This is a genomic window from Streptomyces sp. NPDC091376 (assembly GCF_044757085.1).
Taxonomy (GTDB): Bacteria; Actinomycetota; Actinomycetes; order Streptomycetales; family Streptomycetaceae; genus Streptomyces; species Streptomyces pratisoli.
The window spans coordinates 134,765-152,824 of sequence record NZ_JBIVUF010000014.1 but is presented as its reverse complement, the minus strand read 5'-3'; the positions used below and the strand labels follow the sequence as shown (position 1 = coordinate 152,824).

At 69.2% G+C, this 18,060-nt stretch carries 17 protein-coding genes; 2 read left to right on the top strand and 15 right to left on the bottom strand.

Annotation, left to right across the window (positions count from 1 at the left end; genetic code table 11):
* Positions 1 to 14: 14 nt before the first annotated feature.
* The 4 genes from ACIQMR_RS27545 to ACIQMR_RS27530 form a co-directional block, all read right to left on the bottom strand.
* The gene (locus ACIQMR_RS27545) at positions 15 to 1,118 is read right to left on the bottom strand and encodes an endonuclease/exonuclease/phosphatase family protein (protein WP_401392608.1); all 1,104 of its coding nucleotides are present in this window, start codon (positions 1,116 to 1,118) and stop codon (positions 15 to 17) included.
* Between the two features lie 209 nt (positions 1,119 to 1,327).
* Entirely contained in the window at positions 1,328 to 1,909 is a 582-nt protein-coding gene (locus tag ACIQMR_RS27540) for a GNAT family N-acetyltransferase (RefSeq protein ID WP_401392606.1), read from the bottom strand.
* Between the two features lie 23 nt (positions 1,910 to 1,932).
* Positions 1,933 to 2,217: a DUF1049 domain-containing protein gene (locus ACIQMR_RS27535; protein WP_401392604.1), complete on the bottom strand. Its 285-nt coding sequence runs from the start codon at positions 2,215 to 2,217 to the stop codon at positions 1,933 to 1,935.
* Between the two features lie 163 nt (positions 2,218 to 2,380).
* A complete protein-coding gene (locus ACIQMR_RS27530; RefSeq protein ID WP_401392601.1) occupies positions 2,381 to 3,844 on the bottom strand; it encodes an MFS transporter in 1,464 nt (487 codons plus the stop codon).
* Positions 3,845 to 4,106: 262 nt separating this feature from the next.
* Between ACIQMR_RS27530 and ACIQMR_RS27525 the strand changes: the two genes are divergently transcribed.
* Both ACIQMR_RS27525 and ACIQMR_RS27520 read left to right on the top strand, forming a co-directional pair.
* On the top strand, positions 4,107 to 4,856 hold the full coding sequence (locus ACIQMR_RS27525) for a GntR family transcriptional regulator (protein ID WP_401392598.1): 750 nt from the start codon (positions 4,107 to 4,109) through the stop codon (positions 4,854 to 4,856).
* A 140-nt stretch (positions 4,857 to 4,996) separates the two neighbouring features.
* On the top strand, positions 4,997 to 6,085 hold the full coding sequence (locus tag ACIQMR_RS27520; protein ID WP_401392595.1) for an adenosine deaminase: 1,089 nt from the start codon (positions 4,997 to 4,999) through the stop codon (positions 6,083 to 6,085).
* Between the two features lie 206 nt (positions 6,086 to 6,291).
* Here the strand turns inward: ACIQMR_RS27520 and ACIQMR_RS27515 are convergent, their stop codons facing one another.
* The 11 genes from ACIQMR_RS27515 to ACIQMR_RS27465 form a co-directional block, all read right to left on the bottom strand.
* Positions 6,292 to 7,224 carry an LD-carboxypeptidase gene (locus ACIQMR_RS27515; RefSeq protein ID WP_401392593.1) on the bottom strand — a complete coding sequence of 311 codons (933 nt, stop codon included), beginning with the start codon at positions 7,222 to 7,224 and terminating at the stop codon, positions 6,292 to 6,294.
* 28 nt (positions 7,225 to 7,252) lie between these two features.
* Positions 7,253 to 9,253: an LpqB family beta-propeller domain-containing protein gene (locus ACIQMR_RS27510; RefSeq protein WP_401392590.1), complete on the bottom strand. Its 2,001-nt coding sequence runs from the start codon at positions 9,251 to 9,253 to the stop codon at positions 7,253 to 7,255.
* Between the two features lie 12 nt (positions 9,254 to 9,265).
* On the bottom strand, positions 9,266 to 10,621 hold the full coding sequence (locus ACIQMR_RS27505; protein WP_401392587.1) for a M20/M25/M40 family metallo-hydrolase: 1,356 nt from the start codon (positions 10,619 to 10,621) through the stop codon (positions 9,266 to 9,268).
* Positions 10,614 to 11,447 (bottom strand): M55 family metallopeptidase, encoded by an 834-nt coding sequence (locus tag ACIQMR_RS27500; RefSeq protein ID WP_358666361.1) that lies wholly within the window; start codon positions 11,445 to 11,447, stop codon positions 10,614 to 10,616. Before ACIQMR_RS27500 ends, ACIQMR_RS27505 begins: the two co-directional genes overlap by 8 nt.
* Before the next feature lie 213 nt (positions 11,448 to 11,660).
* Positions 11,661 to 11,867 (bottom strand): hypothetical protein, encoded by a 207-nt coding sequence (locus ACIQMR_RS27495; RefSeq protein ID WP_401392585.1) that lies wholly within the window; start codon positions 11,865 to 11,867, stop codon positions 11,661 to 11,663.
* A gap of 421 nt (positions 11,868 to 12,288) precedes the next feature.
* Positions 12,289 to 12,783 carry an SUKH-4 family immunity protein gene (locus ACIQMR_RS27490; RefSeq protein WP_401392582.1) on the bottom strand — a complete coding sequence of 165 codons (495 nt, stop codon included), beginning with the start codon at positions 12,781 to 12,783 and terminating at the stop codon, positions 12,289 to 12,291.
* Positions 12,784 to 12,907: 124 nt separating this feature from the next.
* Positions 12,908 to 13,462 (bottom strand): SUKH-4 family immunity protein, encoded by a 555-nt coding sequence (locus tag ACIQMR_RS27485; protein ID WP_401392579.1) that lies wholly within the window; start codon positions 13,460 to 13,462, stop codon positions 12,908 to 12,910.
* A 25-nt stretch (positions 13,463 to 13,487) separates the two neighbouring features.
* Complete coding sequence (locus ACIQMR_RS27480; protein WP_401392576.1) at positions 13,488 to 15,014, bottom strand: nucleic acid/nucleotide deaminase domain-containing protein; 1,527 nt, start codon at positions 15,012 to 15,014, stop codon at positions 13,488 to 13,490.
* Positions 15,015 to 15,115: 101 nt separating this feature from the next.
* Complete coding sequence (locus ACIQMR_RS27475) at positions 15,116 to 16,225, bottom strand: hypothetical protein (protein ID WP_401392574.1); 1,110 nt, start codon at positions 16,223 to 16,225, stop codon at positions 15,116 to 15,118.
* Between the two features lie 7 nt (positions 16,226 to 16,232).
* The gene (locus tag ACIQMR_RS27470) at positions 16,233 to 16,697 is read right to left on the bottom strand and encodes a hypothetical protein (RefSeq protein WP_401392571.1); all 465 of its coding nucleotides are present in this window, start codon (positions 16,695 to 16,697) and stop codon (positions 16,233 to 16,235) included.
* Between the two features lie 92 nt (positions 16,698 to 16,789).
* Entirely contained in the window at positions 16,790 to 17,677 is an 888-nt protein-coding gene (locus tag ACIQMR_RS27465; RefSeq protein WP_401392568.1) for a nucleic acid/nucleotide deaminase domain-containing protein, read from the bottom strand.
* Between the last annotated feature and the right edge of the window lie 383 nt (positions 17,678 to 18,060).

The following is an 18,060-nucleotide window of genomic DNA, read 5'->3' as shown; positions in this document are numbered from 1 at the left end:
CGGACGGCAACCGGTCAGTGATGGCGGTGGGTGGACACCCGGAAGGTGCTGAGCACAGCCTTGTGATCGGTGGGCCAGGTCCAGCTCGGCTCCCAGAACTTCTCCCGGCCGGTCTCTTCCACCCGCTCGTTGCGGACGATCGTCGTGGACGGACCGACGATCACACTGTCGAGCAGATCGATCCGCCGGTCCGGGTGGTAGAAGATGAAGTCGATCCGGTCCCGCTCGTCCGCCTTCGGAGCCCAGGTGAGCTGCCCCGGCTCGACACCGGGGTTGTCGCTCGGCCAGGTGAAGCCCGGCGAGCGAACGGGGTCGGGGTACACCTCACGGTAGCTGTCGCGGAAGCCGGCTTCCTCGATCGCCTTGGTCGTCGACCATTCGACCACCGTGCCGTTGTGGTCGAACAGGTTCCGGGTCCGGCGCGTCCAGTCCCGGTGCGACGGCTCGTTGAAGTCCCCGGCCAGCATGGTCAGCCGTCCCCGGCGGCGCTCCATCGCGGCGTCCGCCAGCACCGTCTTCGTCACCTCGGTACGCCCGGACGCCTCGTTGAGCCGGTTGATCAGGTCGACGTCGGTGATCGGGCCGGTCGGGATCTCGTCCCAGCCGTACTCGGACGTCTCCAAGGGGGCCGGGGTGCCGCCGCCGTAGCCGCGCGGGAGGTAGTTGGCGTAGTAGCGGTACTCGAGGTGCCCGGAGTAGGCCGCGACCTCGGTGCCGTCGACCGAGATGACCGCCTTCGACCAGTACGGGAAGGACTTGCTCTCGATGATCGGGTAGCGCGAGATCACGCCCGGATCGCTCGGGTTCGCGTTGTCGTAGAAGGTCAGGCCGCGCTCGGCGAGATCGGCCAGCGTGTTGGCCACCCGCTCCGGAGTCGACTCGCTGAGCATGACCACGTCCGGCCGGACCGCGGCGATGGTGTCGGCGATACCGGCCCGACCACCGGGGACCTGGCTGCCGCCCAGCCAGATGTTGAACTGCATGACCTTGAGCGTCCGGTGCGAGGGGCGGTGCCGGCCCTCCGCGACCTGGGTCCCGGCCTCGGCCGTGCCCACCCCCAGCACTGAGGCTCCGACCGTCGCGCCCACCATCCCGAGCAGCTCACGCCGCTTGACCATCGATGACCTCCGTCAATCACTGAAACATCTGTTGCCCGGGCACTTCTCGGCACCGGCCCGGACGAAGCATCGAGGCGCCCCGCGTACGACGGGTGAACCCGGGCGGAACATGGCGAGTTGCCTGCGTATCGGCACGGAGAGGGCGCAGAGCGGCCATTCCTCATCCAGCCGGGCAACCGTGCGAAGAGCATGCCCCACGGGGCGGCTCTTCAGGCGCTGATCTCCATCTCCGCCGTGATCGCCCACCGCTCGTGGTCGCGCCAGGCGCCGTCGATGAAGAGGAAGTCGGGCGAGAAGCCCTCCAGGCGGAAGCCCAGGCGGCGCACTAGGGCGATGGACGACGCGTTGCGGGGCTGGATGTTGGCTTCGAGGCGGTGCAGCCCGAGCGGGCCGAAGGCGTGGCGGACGACGAGGCCGAGCCCCTCGCTCATCAGTCCGCGGCCCGCGGCGTGCGCGAAGGCGCCGTAGCCGAGGGCCCCGCTGAGGAAGGCGCCCTCGACGATGTTGTTGATGTTGATGAATCCGGCGATGCGACCGTCCGCACGCTCGCACACCAGGAAGCCGGCCTTCGCCGGGTCCTCGATGAGCCTTCGGGCGTAGACGGTGTACGCGGCGGCCGTCTGGGGCGGGAACAGCCACGGCCGGTGCAGCCGGCCGCTCTCGCGGGCCAGCGCGGTGAACTCGGCCGCGTCGTCGAGGCGGAACGGGCGTATGACGGTCCGCGGGCCTTCGGCCACGAGTCCGCCGGAGGCGCCGTCGGGGCGGGGACGGGGACCGGGTCTGTCGGGCATGGCGCCAGGCTAGAGGGTGTCCGTCATCCGGTACGGCGGCGGAAGAGGTATCCGCCGCAGAGACCGCCGAGGACCCAGGTGGCCAGCAGGGCCAGATACAGCGGCATCGTGACCTCGGCGATCAGCAGCCTGATCCTCACCTGCCGGGTGTTCTCGAAGATGAAGACCAGGGTCAGGACCACGATCACCAGGCCGGCGATCCTGGCCGGGGTCAGTCGGCCGCGGAAGCCCTCCGGGCTCCGGACCGCGCGCTTCCCTCCGCCCTTCGTCCTGCTCCTCGCACCGGTCGACGTGTCCTTGCGGCTCATGGGACCAGGATGGACGGCCCCTGGTCCCATGAGGTGTGCGGAGGGGACCGTACGGGTGACTCGTACGGCGCCCCGTGCGGCGACGGACCGTGGGCGGCTGACCGTGCGGCGTCACCACCGGCCACCTGAGACGGCGGCCCGTGCGGCGGCGTCAGGCCCGGTCTCAGTGGTGGCTGAGCACCAGCCGCGGCTCGTCCTCGCCCTCCCCGGCCATCTCCGCCGGGTCCGGGCGCTGGATCAGCAGCGCGGTGACCACGCCGACCGCCAGCAGCGCGAGCGCGACGAACATGGCGTTCCGGTAGCCGGCCCCGGTGACGCCGTGCGCGTCGCTGCCCGCCGTGATCATCGCGGAGGCGAGGGCGATGCCGAGCGAGGCCCCGATGCCGAAGCAGGCACCGTTGAGCCCGGAGAGGGAGCCGGGCTTGTCCTTGGGCGCGGTGGTGACGGCCAGTCCGTTGAGGCCGGTGAGCATGAAGCCGCCGTACGTCACGCCGAGCGCGGCCAGCGTGGCGACCAGGATCCACTCGTTGTGCAGGAAGAGCGTGGCGAAGACGAAGATCACGAAGTTGGCGACGGCGCCGGTGACGACGATCGTGCGCCAGCCGAACTTCGGGCCGAGACGTCCGGTCAGCGGGGCCGAGACCACGCCGATGAGCTGGATGGGGGTCAGGAAGAGCACGGCGGCGGTCACGGCCGAGAGCCCGAGGCCGACCTCGCTGTCCTGGGCGAACAGCGGGATGGTCAGGGCGATCGCGCCGAAGGCTCCGCCGAGGGTGCAGATCGTGGTGATCAGCAGCGGCCAGGCACGGCGCGAGGCGAGGACCTCGATGTCGATGACCGGGTCGGTGGCGGACTTCTGCGAGACGACGAAGAAGGCGAGAGCGGCGACGCCGCCGAGCAGGAAGCCGAGGGTCAGCGGCGAGGCCCAGCCCCAGGCGGCGCCCTGGGCGAGACCGACGAGGACGCCGGTGAGGCCGAGGGAGAGCGCGGCTATGCCGCGCGAGTCGAACCGGCCCTCGGTGGTGGTGGGCGGTACGTCGGGGACGTACCTGCGGACGCCGATCAGGCCCGCGACGGCGATCAGCGCCGAGCAGACGAAGATGCCCCGGAAGCCGATGGTGTCGGCGATCTGGCCGCCCGCGATGGCGTCGACGCCCGCGAGGCCGCCGTTGACGGCGGTGATGATGCCCGCGGCCTTGCCGAAGCCGGCGGGGCTGAGCAGCTGGTTCAGGGTGAGGAAGGCCAGCGTGAACATGGCGGCGGAGACGCCCTGGAGGATCCGGCCCGCGATGAAGACCTCGATGTTCGGGGCAAGGACGCACAGCAGGTCTCCGGCGATCAGCACGATCGCGCAGAGGATCATCATGGGCTTGCGGCCGCGTCGGTCGCTGAGGCGAGCCAGGGTGACCTGGCCGATCGCCGCCATCAGGAAGAACAGCGTCTGGGAGAGACCCGCGGCGGCCGTCGTGGTGCCGAGGCGCTCGATGACGTCGGGCAGCGCCGGGCTCAGCATCGTGGCGTTGATCTGGTAGCCGAGTACGGCCAGCACCATGGCCGTCAGCATGCCGCCGCGGCCCGCCAGGTCGGAGTCGGCCCCGGAACGCGTCCGGCCGGGCGTGGATGACATGTCTTGGCCCCTTTGCCTTGGATGTCGGTCTCGAATCCACCGATGTGCGCATCGACAGGGCGGCAGCCCCTGGAGGCGCCTCGACCGCCTTGTCAGACAAGTACGCTCGAACAGCCTGAGATCTACGTGCGTAGAACGTCAAGGCCTTCCCGATGTGAATTACGGTGAGCGGGAAAATGAACCGTCAGGCGCGGCAGGCGGCCCGTCCACACGGCCGGTGACCGGGAAACAGGCAGCCTGACAAGTGAGCCGAGGAGGGGTCGTGGCAGTCGGCGGACAGCAGCGCAGGCCGGTCGTCGTCCTGTACGAGCGGATCGCGGACGCCATCCACGACGGCACCTATCCGCCCGGCTCCACCCTGCCGTCCGAGCCGCGGCTCGCCACCGAGCTGGGCGTCAGCCGGCCGGCCCTGCGGGAGGCCTTGCTGCTGCTCCAGGAGGACGGGCTGCTGACGGTCCGCCGCGGTGTCGGCAGGACGGTCAACGACCGCCCGCCGCGCCGCGGCTTCGAGCACATCCAGCCGCTGGAGGAACAGCTCTCCGCGGGGGCGCCGCTGCGGGTGCGGGCGCTGCTGCGGGCCGTCGAGGAGCCGACCGACTTCACCACCCAGCATCTGCTCGCCCCGGCCCGGGCGGAGCTTCGGTTCTGGGAGTCCCTGCTGTCGGGCGAGGGCGCCGCGGCCGCGCTCAGCCAGGAATGGGCGGCGCCCGACGACGTGCTGGACCGGGTCCATCCGGCCTTCGCGCAGGCCCTGCGCGGTACGGTCCGCGACGACCGGACGTCGATGCTGGCGGTGCTGGCCGGCGCGTCCCGGGGCGTGCCGTTGACCGCCCACTCGGGCGTGACGGCGACCGTGCTCGGCCGGCGGCGCGGGGCCCAGCTGAACCGCCCGGCCGACACCCCCGCCGTGCTGGTCACCCAGGTCGTACGGGCCGAGGGCGTTCCCGTCCTGGCCGCCAAGCACATGCTGCCGACGGGTGCTCCCGCCCTGCCCGTGCTCCAGTCGAACTAGGGGTATCGGCCTGGAGCCCGTGCCCGGCCGGCGGCGCCGTCGCCCGCAGGGCCGACGCGCACACGCTCGCGGCGCGGGATCCGGACGCGGGGCCGAGCTCCGGACGCGTCGGGCGGCACGGTGGCGTACACTCCCGCTGCATGCACTTGTCTGACAACTCTGCCACCGTCGCCGACTGGATCCGCCGCGCCCCCAAGGCCGTGCTCCACGACCATCTGGACGGCGGTCTGCGCCCCGCCACGATCGTCGAGCTGGCCCGGGAGTGCGGCTACGACGCCCTGCCCACCGAGGATCCCGCGGCGCTCGCCGTCTGGTTCCGCGACGCCGCGGACTCCGGATCGCTGGAGCGCTATTTGGAGACCTTCGCCCACACCTGCGCGGTGATGCAGACCCGCGAGTCCCTCTTCCGGATCGCCGCGGAGTGCGCCGAGGACCTGGCGGCCGACGGGGTCGTGTACGCCGAGGTGCGCTATGCGCCGGAGCAGCACCAGGAGCGCGGGCTCGGCCTCGACGAGGTCGTGGACGCCGTCAACGAGGGCTTCCGCGAGGGCGAGCGCCGGGCGGGTGGCCGTATCACCGTGCGCGCGCTGCTCACGGGCATGCGGCACACGCGGCGCTCGCTGGAGATAGCCGAGCTGACCGTGGCCCACCGGGACCGCGGGGTCGCCGGCTTCGACATCGCCGGCGGCGAGATCGGCAATCCGCCGGCCAACCACCTCCCCGCCTTCCAGCACCTCAAGCGGCACAACTGCCACTTCACGATCCACGCGGGCGAGGCCGTCGGTGCCGAGTCCATCCATGAGGCCGTCCAGATCTGCGGGGCCGAGCGGATCGGGCACGGTGTCCGTATCACCGACGACATCCGGGTCCACGACGACGGCACGGCCACGCTGGGCCACCTCGCCGCGTACGTCCGCGACAACCGGATCGCGCTGGAGGTCTGCCCGACGTCCAACCTCCAGACCGGTGCGGCGAAGGACTACGCGACGCACCCGATCGACCTGCTGCGCCGCCTGGGCTTCCGGGTCACGCTCAACACCGACAACCGTCTGGTCTCGGGCACGACCATGAGCCGCGAGTTCCAGCACATGGCGGACGCGTTCGGCTACGGGCCCGAGGTCTTCGAGCAGTTCACGGTCGCGGCCGTCGAGTCGGCGTTCCTGCCGCTGCCGGAGCGCCGCAGCCTCATCGACGAGGTGATCCGCCCGGGGTACGCGGCGATCGGCTGATCCCTCGGCACCGGACGGAGGCCAGGAACGCAGGCACCGGACGGAGCGAGGAACGCGGGCACCGGAGGCAGGCGCGGACTGAGGCATCGCACGCAGGCACCGGGCTGTTCCGCCGGACCGGGGCGGGATCCGGCCGGAACCCCGGCAGGCGCCCCGGTCCCGGCGGAACAGCACCGGGCACGACGCGGCCCGGCCGTGACCGGGCGTCAGGTCAGCGCCGGGGCGTCCAGCGTCAGCGTTCCCGTCTCGGCGTCCAGCACCGCCGGAACCCCGAGGGGCACGGTCAGCGTCGTGGGGCCGTGCCCGAAGCCGAGCTCCTCGGCGACCGGCACCCCGAGGCCTCCGAGCCGGTCCCGGAACAGCGTCCGGACGTTCTCGTACGGGCCGCAGTCCGCCCAGGAGCCGAGGGCCAGGCCGGCCACCCCGTCCAGCCATCCCGAACGCAGCAGCTGGGTGAGGATCCGGTCCAGTCGGTACGGCTCCTCCCCCACGTCCTCGATCAGCAGCAGTCCGCCGCGTGCCGAGGGCCGGGCGTGCGGGGTGCCGAGCTCGGCCGCGAGCAGGCTGACACAACCGCCCAGCGTGATGCCCCTCGCCCGGCCCGGCACCAGCGCGCGGGCGGTCTCCAGGCCGAGGGTCATGACCGACTCGGGCTCGAACAGCGTGGCGCGCAGCGACTCCTGCGTGGGGGCGTCCTTGAGGAACGTCTCCGCCGCGGTCATGGCGCCGTGCAGCGTCGACATCCCGGCGCGGACCGCGAACGCCTCGTGGAGCGCGGTCACATCGCTGTAGCCGATGAACGCCTTCGGGCCCGCCGCCCGTATCGCCGCCCAGTCGACGAGGTCCACCATGCGCTGGGCGCCGTAGCCGCCGCGGGCGCACATCACGGCGGAGACGGACGGATCGGTGTACGCCTGCTCGAGATCCCGGGCGCGGGCCTCGTCCGTTGCCGCGAGATACCCGAGCCGGGGATGCTCGTCCAGGACATGGCGCATGACGACCGGCTCCAGGTCCCAGCCGCGCAGAATGTCCAGCCCCGCCTCGAGCCGCTCGGCCGGTACGGGACCGCTCGGCGCGACGACGGCGATCCTGTCGCCCGGGACGAGACGCGGGGGCCGGGTCAGGGGCGTGAGGGTCACTGCGCGGGCTCCTGGTTCACTGCGTCCTTCATTTCTTCAGTTCGAGCTGGGGGACGTCGGCGCGTGCGATGCCGAAGGTCTGGCCGTACAGGGACAGTTCGGCCTCCAGGGCGCGGATCATGGTGTCCGCGCGGCGGAACCCATGGCTCTCCCCCTCGAACGCGATGTACGCGTGAGCGACGCCGCGTCCCGCCATCTGGGCGAGGAAACGCTCGCTCTGCACCGGTGGACAGATCGGGTCGTCCAGTCCCTGGAGCAGCAGGAAGGGCGCGGAGATCCGGTCGACGTGCTCGATGGGCGAGCGCTCCCGGTAGCGGCCGGGGACCTCGGCGAGCGGCCCGACCAGCGATTCGAGGTACCGGGACTCGAAGTCATGGGTCTCGTCGGTGGCCCAGCCCATCAGATCCAGGATGGGATAGATGATCGTGCCGCACGCGTACACGTCCGTGCCGGTGAGCGAGGCTGCGGTGGTCCAGCCTCCAGCGCTCCCGCCGCGGATCGCGAGCCGTTCGGGATCGGCGGTGCCTTCGGAGGCGAGGGCCTCCGCGACCGCGGCGCAGTCCTCGACGTCGACGACGCCCCACTGTTCGCGCAGCCGGTTGCGGTACTCCCGTCCGTAGCCCGTCGAACCGCCGTAGTTGACCTCGGCGACGCCGATGCCGCGCGAGGTGAAGTAGGCGATCTCCAGGTCCAGGACGAGCGGCGCGTGTCCGGTGGGCCCGCCGTGCGCCCACACCACGTAGGGCGGCAGTTCGTCGCCGGGGGCGATGCGGTCCGGGTTGTGCGGCGGATAGATGTGGGCGTGGATCTCCCGGTTGTCGGGCCCGGTGAAGGTGCGGATCTGGGGTTCGGGGTAGTAGGCGGGGTCGACGGAGTCGGTATGGGCCGAGCCGATGACGCGGGTCCTGCCGGTGCGGGTGTCGAGCTCCACCACCTCGTATCCGCTGCGCGGGCTCGCGGCGACGCCGACGACCCGGCTGCCGTGCGCGGCGAGCGTCGAGGCCCACTCGGTCCAGGGCCCGGCCGCGTCGACGAGCTCACCGGTCTCGGGGTCGAGTATCCCGAGGGCGGTGGAGCCCTTTCCGTGAATGACCGCGATCAGTCCGCTGTCCAGCGGCTGGAACCAGGTCAGGCCGATCTTCCACAGCGGGCCGCCGAACTCCTCGCCGCGGCCCTCGCAGAGACCGACGGCCGTCGGCTCGCCGCTGTCCAGGGCGTCCGGCCGGATACGGCGCAGCTCCCACCAGTTGCCGGGGTCCGAGACGAAGAGCAGGGATCCGTCCCGGGCCCAGCCGACCTGGGCCACCGACTCGTCGGGGCCGCCCGCGACGGGGTGCACGCCCGCGAACGGCCCGCCGTCCGTCACCTCGCCGATCATGGCTTCCGTGCCGTCCCAGGGCATGCGCGGATGGTCCCAGGCGATCCACGCGACACGGCGCCCGTCCGGGGACAGCCGGGGGCCGGTGACGAACCGGTGCCGGTCGTCGGTCAGTTCCCGCACGGCCGCGCGGTCCCCGGCGGCGGAACCGTCCAGCGGAACGGCCGCGATCACCCGCCGCAGATCGGTGGGACTCTCGCCGGTGAACTCCTCCAGCACGCACCAGACCTCGCCACGGTCCAGGTGGACGACCGGGTCGACCCAGCGCAGCCCGTCGCCCACCGTCGACACAGGGGTGAGCGGCCGCGGCTCACCGCCGCCGTCCGGTTCGTACGCGTACAGCCGCTGGTCGGGGTGGTGGACGAAGACGATGAGCGGGCCGCCCTCGGAGCGGGCGGCTCCGGCCCACGGCTGCCCGCCGTACTCGATGACCCGGCTGCGCACATTCCACGGGGCGGGCAGGACCGACTCCTCGGCTCCGCCGGCCCGGCGGCGGACCAGGGCCCGGCGCCCTCCCTCGGCGGGGCGCGGTGCGGTCCACCACACCTCGTCGCCGACGGTGCCGACGAACTCGGGACGGCCGTCGTGCGACGCCGCGAGCGCGGCGTCGATCGGCGACGGCCATGTGCCGTAGGCCCCCGTGGGTACCATTGCCAACTCCCCCTAAGCGGACTTCAGATAGTGGTCGAGAACGCGGACGCCGAAATGGAGTGCCTCGACGGGGACGCGCTCGTCGACGCCGTGGAACATCGCCGCGTAGTCGTACTCCTCGGGCAGCTTCAGCGGTGAGAAGCCGTACCCGGTGATACCGAGCCGGGAGAACTGCTTGGCGTCGGTACCGCCCGACATGCAGAACGGGACGACATGCCCGGCCGGGTCGAAGCGCTCGATCGCCGCGCGCAGCTTGGCGAACGTCGGGGAGTCGACGGGCGCCTCCAGGGCGACCTCCCGGTGGTGGAACTCCCAGTCGACGTCGGGTCCGGTGAGCCGGTCGAGCGTCTCCCTGAACTCCTCCTCGCCACCGGGCAGCATCCGCCCGTCCACGAAGGCGGTGGCATGCCCGGGGATCACATTGACCTTGTATCCGGCGTCGAGCATGGTCGGGTTGGCGCTGTTGCGCACGACGGGCTCGACGAGTGCGGCGGCCCGGCCCAGCTTGGCCATCAGGGCGTCCACGTCAAAGTCCGGTGCGTCGACGTCGACAACGATGCCGTGGAGCGCGGCGAGCTCGGACAGGGCGGCCCGCACGGTCCTCGTGAGGCGGACCGGCCACTCGTGGGCGCCGATCCTGCCGATGGCCGCGGCGAGTCTGGTGACCGCGTTGGCCCGGTTGACCTTGGAGCCGTGGCCCGCCCGGCCGTGGGCCGTGAGCTTCAGCCAGGCCGTACCGCGCTCGCCCGCTGCGATCGGGTAGAGCGACATCCCGGGTCCGGCGTGGAAGGTGAAGGCGCCGGACTCGCTGATGCCTTCCGTGCAGCCCTCGAAGAGCTCCGGGTGCTGATCGGCGAGGAAGCCCGAGCCGTCCTCCGCGCTCGCCTCCTCGTCCGCCGTGTAGGCGATGACGATGTCCCGCCGGGGCCGGATGCCGGCGCGCTTCCACGCCCGGACGACCGCGAGGACCATCGCGTCCATGTTCTTCATGTCGACCGCGCCGCGGCCCCAGACGACGCCGTCGCGCACCTCACCGGAGAAGGGGTGCACGGTCCAGTCGGCGGGCTCGGCCGGGACCACGTCGAGATGGCCGTGGACGAGCAGGGCGTCGGCGGACGGGTCGGTGCCCTCGATCCTGGCCACCACATTCGTACGGCCCGGGGTGCGCTCCAGCAGCACGGGCTCGAGTCCGGCTCCGGCGAGCCGCTCCGCGGCGTACTCGGCCGCGGGCCTCTCGCGGCAGTCGCCGCCGCCGCGGTTGGTGGTGTCGATACGGATGAGTTCGGAGGTGAAGGCCACGACCTCGTCGAGGGCGATGGCGTCGACCGGCGATCCGGTCTGCGTTTCGGGGCGGGTCACGTCAGCCATACTGCTCCTCCACAGCTGCGGAGACGATCGTCGTGACCGCCTTGAACGTGCGAATGGCCTCATACATCGTCTCGCTGGTGTAGACGGTGCGGCGCTCGCCGCTGCGGGCCGTGCCGGGCACCACCGTCGCGGCCGCGGCGAGATGCTCGGCGTCGAACTCCAGCTCCACCGTGAACGGACCACCCTGCACCGGCTCGTGGCGGACGGCGAGCGCGGTGGCCTCCTTGGCGGCCGAGCGGATGTCGGCCGCGGTTCGGGCGGGGGTACGGCACACCGCCGCGTACCGCGAGACATGGTCCTTGACCGCGACCTTGCGGGCCTCGGGCGCATACCCCAGGGCGTCGTCGCAGGTGAGGTCGTCGCCGGTCACCAGGATCACCGGAACGCCGTACTCCGCGACCACATGGGCGTTGAGCAGGCCCTCGCTCGCCCGGGTGCCGTTCAGCCAGACACCCGTGATCGAGTTCGCGAGGTAGGTGTGGGCCAGGACGCCCTCGGCGCCCGCGCCCGTGTGGTAGCCGACGAATGCGATGCCGTCCACATCCCCGTGCTGCACGCCTTCCACCATGGAGAGCGTCTTGTGGCGTCCTGTCAGCATTTCCGCACGCTCGTCCAGGCGCTCCAGCAGCAGATTGCGCATGGTCCAGTGCGCCTCATTGATGAGCACTTCGTCGGCACCGCCGTCGAAGAAGCCGAGCACCGCCGCGTTCACATCCGAGGTGAACAGGGACCGGCACCGCTCCCATTGCGGGGTGCCGGGCAGCACATCAGCCGGCCAGGTGACGCCGGTCGCGCCTTCCATGTCGGCGCTGATCAGGATCTTCATGCCAGGAACCGTACGCGCCGCCCGCCGAGCCGACCACCCCTGTGGATAACTCTTGGTGGTTCAGACCAATGATGTCCGTCACTCGGGCCCGCGACCAGCCATTTCAGGTGCCTGGAGCACGGGCTCGGAGCAGGTCACCCGTACCGGTCAGGAATTTCGAGCCACAGGATCCAGAATCGAGACATGGGCGTTCCCAAGCTGCTGGAAGCTGCCTCACTGCTGGTGCCCGAAGACGTCGCCGCCGAGAACGACATCACGGTGAACGACGTCTGGGAGTACCTCGCCCACGACGAGTGGGAAGTCGCTCTCGACCTGCTGGAGGAACTTGGTGATGTCCAGGCGTTTCCGCTCAGCTTCTGGCAGACCCTTGCCACCGCCGCAGAGCAGATGCGACTCGACAGAAGCGCGGCCTGGTGTCACTGGCGCTGCTACGAAACCCGAAACGGCATCATCCGAGCCGACCTCACCCTCAGGCCGGCTCACGAGGCACGCCGACAGACAGCCTTCTCTGGAGCCGGGATCCTCCGACCGATATGGAAAATCGGTCGAAGAACCCCGGCGGGCGAACCCGACCTCTGCACAGCCGGCCTTTGGGTGGAGTTCACGCCCTTCATGGAGCCCGGAGGGCAGGCCACGGTGCGCCTCGCCCCACTCTCCCCGTCGAAGTGGCAGCAGCTTCAACCCGGTCAAGTGATCACGATGCACGGGAAGCGGTACACCTGGCCAGGCCCTTCAGGAGGGCTGCCGCAGGGCCGCACAGGTGCACAAGGATCGCTGGGGCTCCAGACAAGCCCGCCGCCGGTCGACCTGGGGCGGGCCGGCCGCAAGCGGTTCGGGTGGTCTACCACATTTCCTCAAGCACTTCCTCGAGCATTCGGTTCCATTCGGACTCGGGGTCGTTCAGCGGAGTCGGATCGAATGCGTTGACTGCTTCACGGAACGCGTCGACCAGGTGGTCAACATCGGGGTCGGATTCCTTGTATGCGTCTTCGAGTTTCCGGAATTCGGTCAGGCAGTGCACGAGTGCGGCGATGTCTCGGTGCGCGAGCTGGTAGTCACGCGCGCTTTCCTGAAAGAGGTAAACCGCTCCCGAAGCGCGGGCAAGAGTCACGAGGGCTGCGGGCAGGTAGCCGAGGACCTGCCACCCCCGCGACTCCTCAGGGCAGTAGCGATTATCGAGAGCGAAGAGAGCGTGCAACTCGTAGGGGTCCTGCTCGTCTCCCGTCACCCCGGCGCGGGATGTGAAGAACCTGTCGTTCCGCAGGCCGACAGACCCAAGAAACTGAGTGGTCGCAGCATCGAGCGGACTGCCGTCTTGGATGGCGTGGAGCACCACTCCGTCCAGTCCATAAAGCCCAGCATGGCTCACTCCCGTTCCGTGAACATTTCCTTCAATCCGGATGCGTTGCGCGGGGAGCAGGGAAACACTGCGCTGGTTCGGTGCCAACGGAAGGCGGTTTTCACCACATCCCGTGCTCCAATTCCTCCAGTGACAGGTTCCATTGCGATTCTTCGTCGGCGAAGGGGGTGGGATCGAAGGCGCCGACGACCTGCTTGAAGCGTTCCGACAGGTATTCGGGATCCACATCGTTATCGTGGTCAATTTCAAGCTTGCGGAACTCGATGAGCGCGTACACCAGGGACTCGACATCCCGATGGAGTTCAACATAGCCGGATGACCCTTCCGGAAAGGCATACACCTTTGCGGACTTCGGATCCATGGCCACGAGGGAGGTGAACAGGTAGCCGAGCATCCACCAGGATCGGCTCTCCGCTGGACAGGACATGCCGTAGTGGGCGAAACGGGTCCCCAGGGTGATCGCGTCCAGATCTGCCGGGTAGGGGTCCGCAACGTCTTCCCGGGAGGCGAAGACCTCCGAATGCGGAAGCCCCACAGCGCTCAAAAAACTGGCCGAACGCGCATCGAAATCGGTGACCGCACTCTGCGGGAAGTACACGATGTTCTGCAGTCCGTAGGCCCGCATCAACTGGATGGGAGTCACAGAGAAGTTCACGCGATGATCCTACCTTAATGTGGCGCTACTTACCGTGAAGCGTCTTCAATTGGTTGACATATTTGGTGTGTTCGACGTTCGTTGTCTTGCCGTCATCCTTGTAGTAGTCCGCAACGTGGGTCACTTTCACGTCGTCCCCGAAATAGTAATCCAGCCAGCGCGCACACTCGGGATTCTTCCTGCAGGGTTCGCGCTCGGTGAAGACCTCCGTCAGCCCGTCCTGTTTGCCATTGTGCAGGAGCGGGCGACCGATCATGCGCTCCGAGTGCCCGTTCTTATTGCTGTAGCCGACAAGGATGGACTCTTCTCCGTCAGGGGCAACGTAGCGACCGGCAGCATAATTGGTCCCCTTGTAGTCGTCCCGCGCGATTCTGGCCGACTGTGTAGCCTGGACGAGGTTGTCCGTACTGTCGAAGCCGATCTTCTTCGAATCCGCCCTGCCCGGATGCTGCGAATCGGCGTAGAACTCGCTCTTCTCCTTCGGGGTGCTCGGGATCCACGCCTTCCCGTCGTTCAGCACAACACCGTTGAGTCGGCTCTTGTCTGAGTCGTCGAGCTTTTCCGTCCGTCCGTCTTCATACAGACGCTGCACCGATCCGTCAGCATTTAGAAGATAGGTGCGGACGTCGCCACCATCGACGTCCTCGCAGCTGTCGATGTCCTTCTTCTTCTGGCCGTCGGTGTTCTTGTGGTCCTTCTTGCTCTTGTCGATCTTGCCGCCGTGGTCTTCGAGGGTCTTGACCATCTCGTCGGCCTTCTTGTCGACCGCGTCCTCGGCTTTGTCCATGACGGTGGACAGCTTGTGGAAGCGGCTGTCCTTCTTCACCGACGTCTTGCGCCCGGCTCCGCCGGCCTTGAACTCGCCCTTCTTCTTGTCGAAGTTGGTGGCGGTCTCCTGGTAGCCGCCGACGGCCTGCTCGAACTCGTCGAACTCGATGACGAGGTCCTGGGCCATGTCCGCGCTGCCCGAGGCCATGACGTCATACGTGCTGCCGCCGCCGAGTTTGTCGGAGAACAGCTTGTCGATCTCCGAGAGGACCTTGGCTTCGATCTTGTCGGTGACGATCGAGGTGATCTGGTCTATGGCATAGTCGATGGCTTCCTGAATGATGAGCCGCGCGGCAGCGATGGCGGCCGCGGACAGCAGACCGCTGAGGCCGGCGGTGAAGAACATGCCGATGACACCGGCTGTGGCGGTGGCGGCCGTTGCGGTCAGCTTGCCGATGATTGCGACCTTGCAGGTGACGATAAGGCCGGCGCATTCGTCGAGGGCGCCGGCCAGGTCGTCGCAGCCCTTGGCGAAGGTCGCCAGATCCCTCGTGGTGAGCTTGCCCCAGCGGCGGTCGATGGCATTGACCGTCTCGCCCTTGCTCTTGCCGGCGACGATGTGCGAGCAGGCGTTGTTGCCTTCCTTGACCGCGTCACGTATGCCTTCGGCAAGATTCCGGTAGTCCTTGGCCGAGGCTTTGACTTCGTCCTCGTCGATCTGTGGCCAGTCGATGCCTATGAGGTCCATAACCTCTACCAGGTCATCGGGCAGTGTCATGCCCATGTCATCCCCCGTTCATACGCCAACCCCCCAACCCTTCACGCTGCCTGATCGGCCGTCAAGTTTGCACAGGTGAGGGCGCTGTGAATCAGTCAGCCACGCAGTCAGCTCGTCGAGGGACCGGTGCCCATGGGCGCCTGACGCGGGATGAGGCAAGTCATGGCCTCGTCCATCCCGATGAAGACCCGGCCGTCCCTGTCGAGGGCTACGGACCGGACGGGCGGTCCAGGACTGAGCGTTTGCTGCGCACCGGTCTCGCACTGGATCCACTGCACCGCGCCGTCGTTCCAAGCCACCACGAGGGAGGGTCCGCTGTCCGTGAGTGCGGCATCGAGGCAGTTCACGGGGCAGGGCCTTTGCACGAGTGGCCCGGGCATGGGGGCGTGGCCCGGGGCCCAGGCCCGAACGGTGCCGTCCGCACCACCGCTGTAGATGAGAGGCACTGTTGTTTCGCCGTCAACGGGGATGCTGAGTGCGGCCAGTGCATTCACTGGCCCGTTGTGCAACACAGCCGAGTCCGCGATATCTCCGATGGTTCGCACCGTGCCGGTGGTGTCGCCGAGCGCGACGGTCCCGAGGACGGGTCCCGCCGTGGAGGCGAGCGCCGTGCCAAGACATTCCTGCACGGCTGACAGCAGACGCTGCGTATCTGTGGGGCTGTCGTCGAGGAGCCTCGCGATACCTGACCCCACCGGCCGGACCGCCCAGCTGCTTTCGGCGTGGATGTGACCGGTCTCGTCGAGCAGCAGCACCGTGCCGTCAGCCATGACCATCATGTCCGCCGGTTCACGGCGACCGTGGGGCAAACGTCCGCGCGGGGAGGCGTCTGCCAGGTCCAGGGCCTTCACGATGCCGCCTGGGCCGGTCACCAGCAGACAGCCGGCCAGCGGCCCTTCGCCCAGGGCCAGCGAGGTGACGGCACCGGGCCAGGGAGGCGCCATGTCCCCGCGGACGCGGCTCCACTCCACAGTCCAGTCCGCCTCGGCCGCGAGCTCGGCAAGCGCGGGCGCAAGCCTCGGGTCAGCAGAGTCGCCCAGCACACAGAGAAGGCTCAGGGCGCGAGACGCGGGTGACTGTTCCCGGCACAGGGACTGCCCCGCTCTCCACCAGGCAGCGCGAAGCCCGTGGTCAGTCTCGCCGTCGCTCTCGTACGCGGCGGTGACCTGCCACGGATCGGCGGCACAGACCGCAACCGGATCGGAGAGGTCCACCACCGGGCCCTCAGGCCCTGGCACGGTACTGCCTTCGCTTTTGGGACGGGGACGCCTGCCACTGCTCGAAGCGACGCTGGTCCCGCCACTGCTCCAGGTCCAAGTCCAGCTCCGCGCACCCACTGCCGGCCAGGCGCTGATGTGCGGGGCTACCGGATCGGGATTCGACGATCAGCCGCAGATGCTCCAGGCGGGCCAGAGCGAGCACCAACTGGGCGCCTTCCCCTTCGTGAAGGTCGGGCAGGACGATCACTGTGCGCCGCTGATCACGCCCCAGCACGGCCACGAGTTCCCCCGGATCACGTGCCACGACGCCGAGCTGTTCGGCGAGCGACCAGACCGTGCCTCGCAGGCTCCGCCCCGCGCCGGGCGTGACGGCGTGGACCGCGCGCTCAGCCGGTGTCCCGCGCCGGCTGCCGTGGTGCACGAGCCAGGCGAGCAGCCCCGATTTCCCGGAGCTCTCCGATCCGGACACGAGACACAGGCGAGGAGCCTGTGGGTCGGCAAGCCATCCGAGCAGAGCTGCCGCCGCGGGTTCACGGCCGGCAGCAGGACGTTCCCACCGCATCAGTCACGCCTCGCCTGCTCGGCGGCGTGCGTGATCAGCTCCTTGAGTCCCTCTTCGCGGGACTCAGCGGTCGCCCCGTAGTCGAAGCTGTGGGTGAACTGCGCCTGCGGGAACGCCTCCTGCATCCAGACGGCACAGTAGTGGCCGGGCATCAGACATGGCTCGAGCTCACAGTAGACACGACGCACCTGGCCCGGCTGAACGCCCTCCCCTGAGAGGCGGCGCCAGATCAGCTCTTCCGGATGCGGCCGACCTGGCGCTGTGGCCTCGGTGACCACCTGCTTGGCCCCGGCGGCATCGACATACTCGAACGCCGCGGAGAACGGGAAGTTCAAGGTGTGCCGAATGTCGTCCAGAACGCGCGGCCACCAGGACTCCCTCTCCTCGAAGGCCGCCGCATCAATCCGCCGCAGCTCCGCGGACAGATCGCGGAAGACGGCCGCAGCCTCCTCCAGACCTGAGGCCGCCGCAATGAGCGGCTGCGCGCGGTCCAGCGCGAGCAGCGATGCACTCAGCGTCGAAACATCCGTGTTGACGAACATGTCATCCACGGCCTCCTGGAGCAGGACAGCCTGAACGGCCCCGTCGGGCCGCACGCACAGGTGCGCCAGACCGTCGAACCCGATCCGCGGCCAACTCTCCATCTCCGGATGCGGCCGCGGTGCAGACGAACGGGCAGCGACAGCGCCCAGAGCTACAGGCTCATCAACCAGCGGAGCGTGGAAATAGGGTGCAACTGCTACCGGTACGCCGCTGCCTTCGAGGAAGACCATCGCGGCTTCCGGCACGCGGGCACCCAACACGCCGGCCCGCCTGAATCGCCACAACCCCTCACGACCGAAGTGCTGAACCAGCTCATCGCGGCTCTCCGGAACGGGGGATGGCATGGGGACCTCGCAGTACAGGCAGGTGGCCGATGGTCACAGACGACCTTAACCGAGGGCAAGGACAGTGATGTCCCGCGACCTTGCTCTACCAGCGAGAGCAAGCCGGCATGGCCGCACACGGCACGATCCAACACGCAGAAGGGAAACCCACGCTGCTCAGGAAGCCCGCCATCTGGTCGGCTCTGCATGTGTCACTGCCGAATCGAGAGATGTCAGAGGGGCCCTCCACGGCAGGCCCCGGCATCCGCCGCAAAGAAACCGGGACCACCTGCACGCACGGAAGGCGGGCTGGCCGCAAGGGCGTGACTCCCCAGGGCGGGACCATCGCCGCGCGTGTTACACGTCTGAAGAGTTTCGCTGGGTGCCTGAGTTTCCGGCGGGCT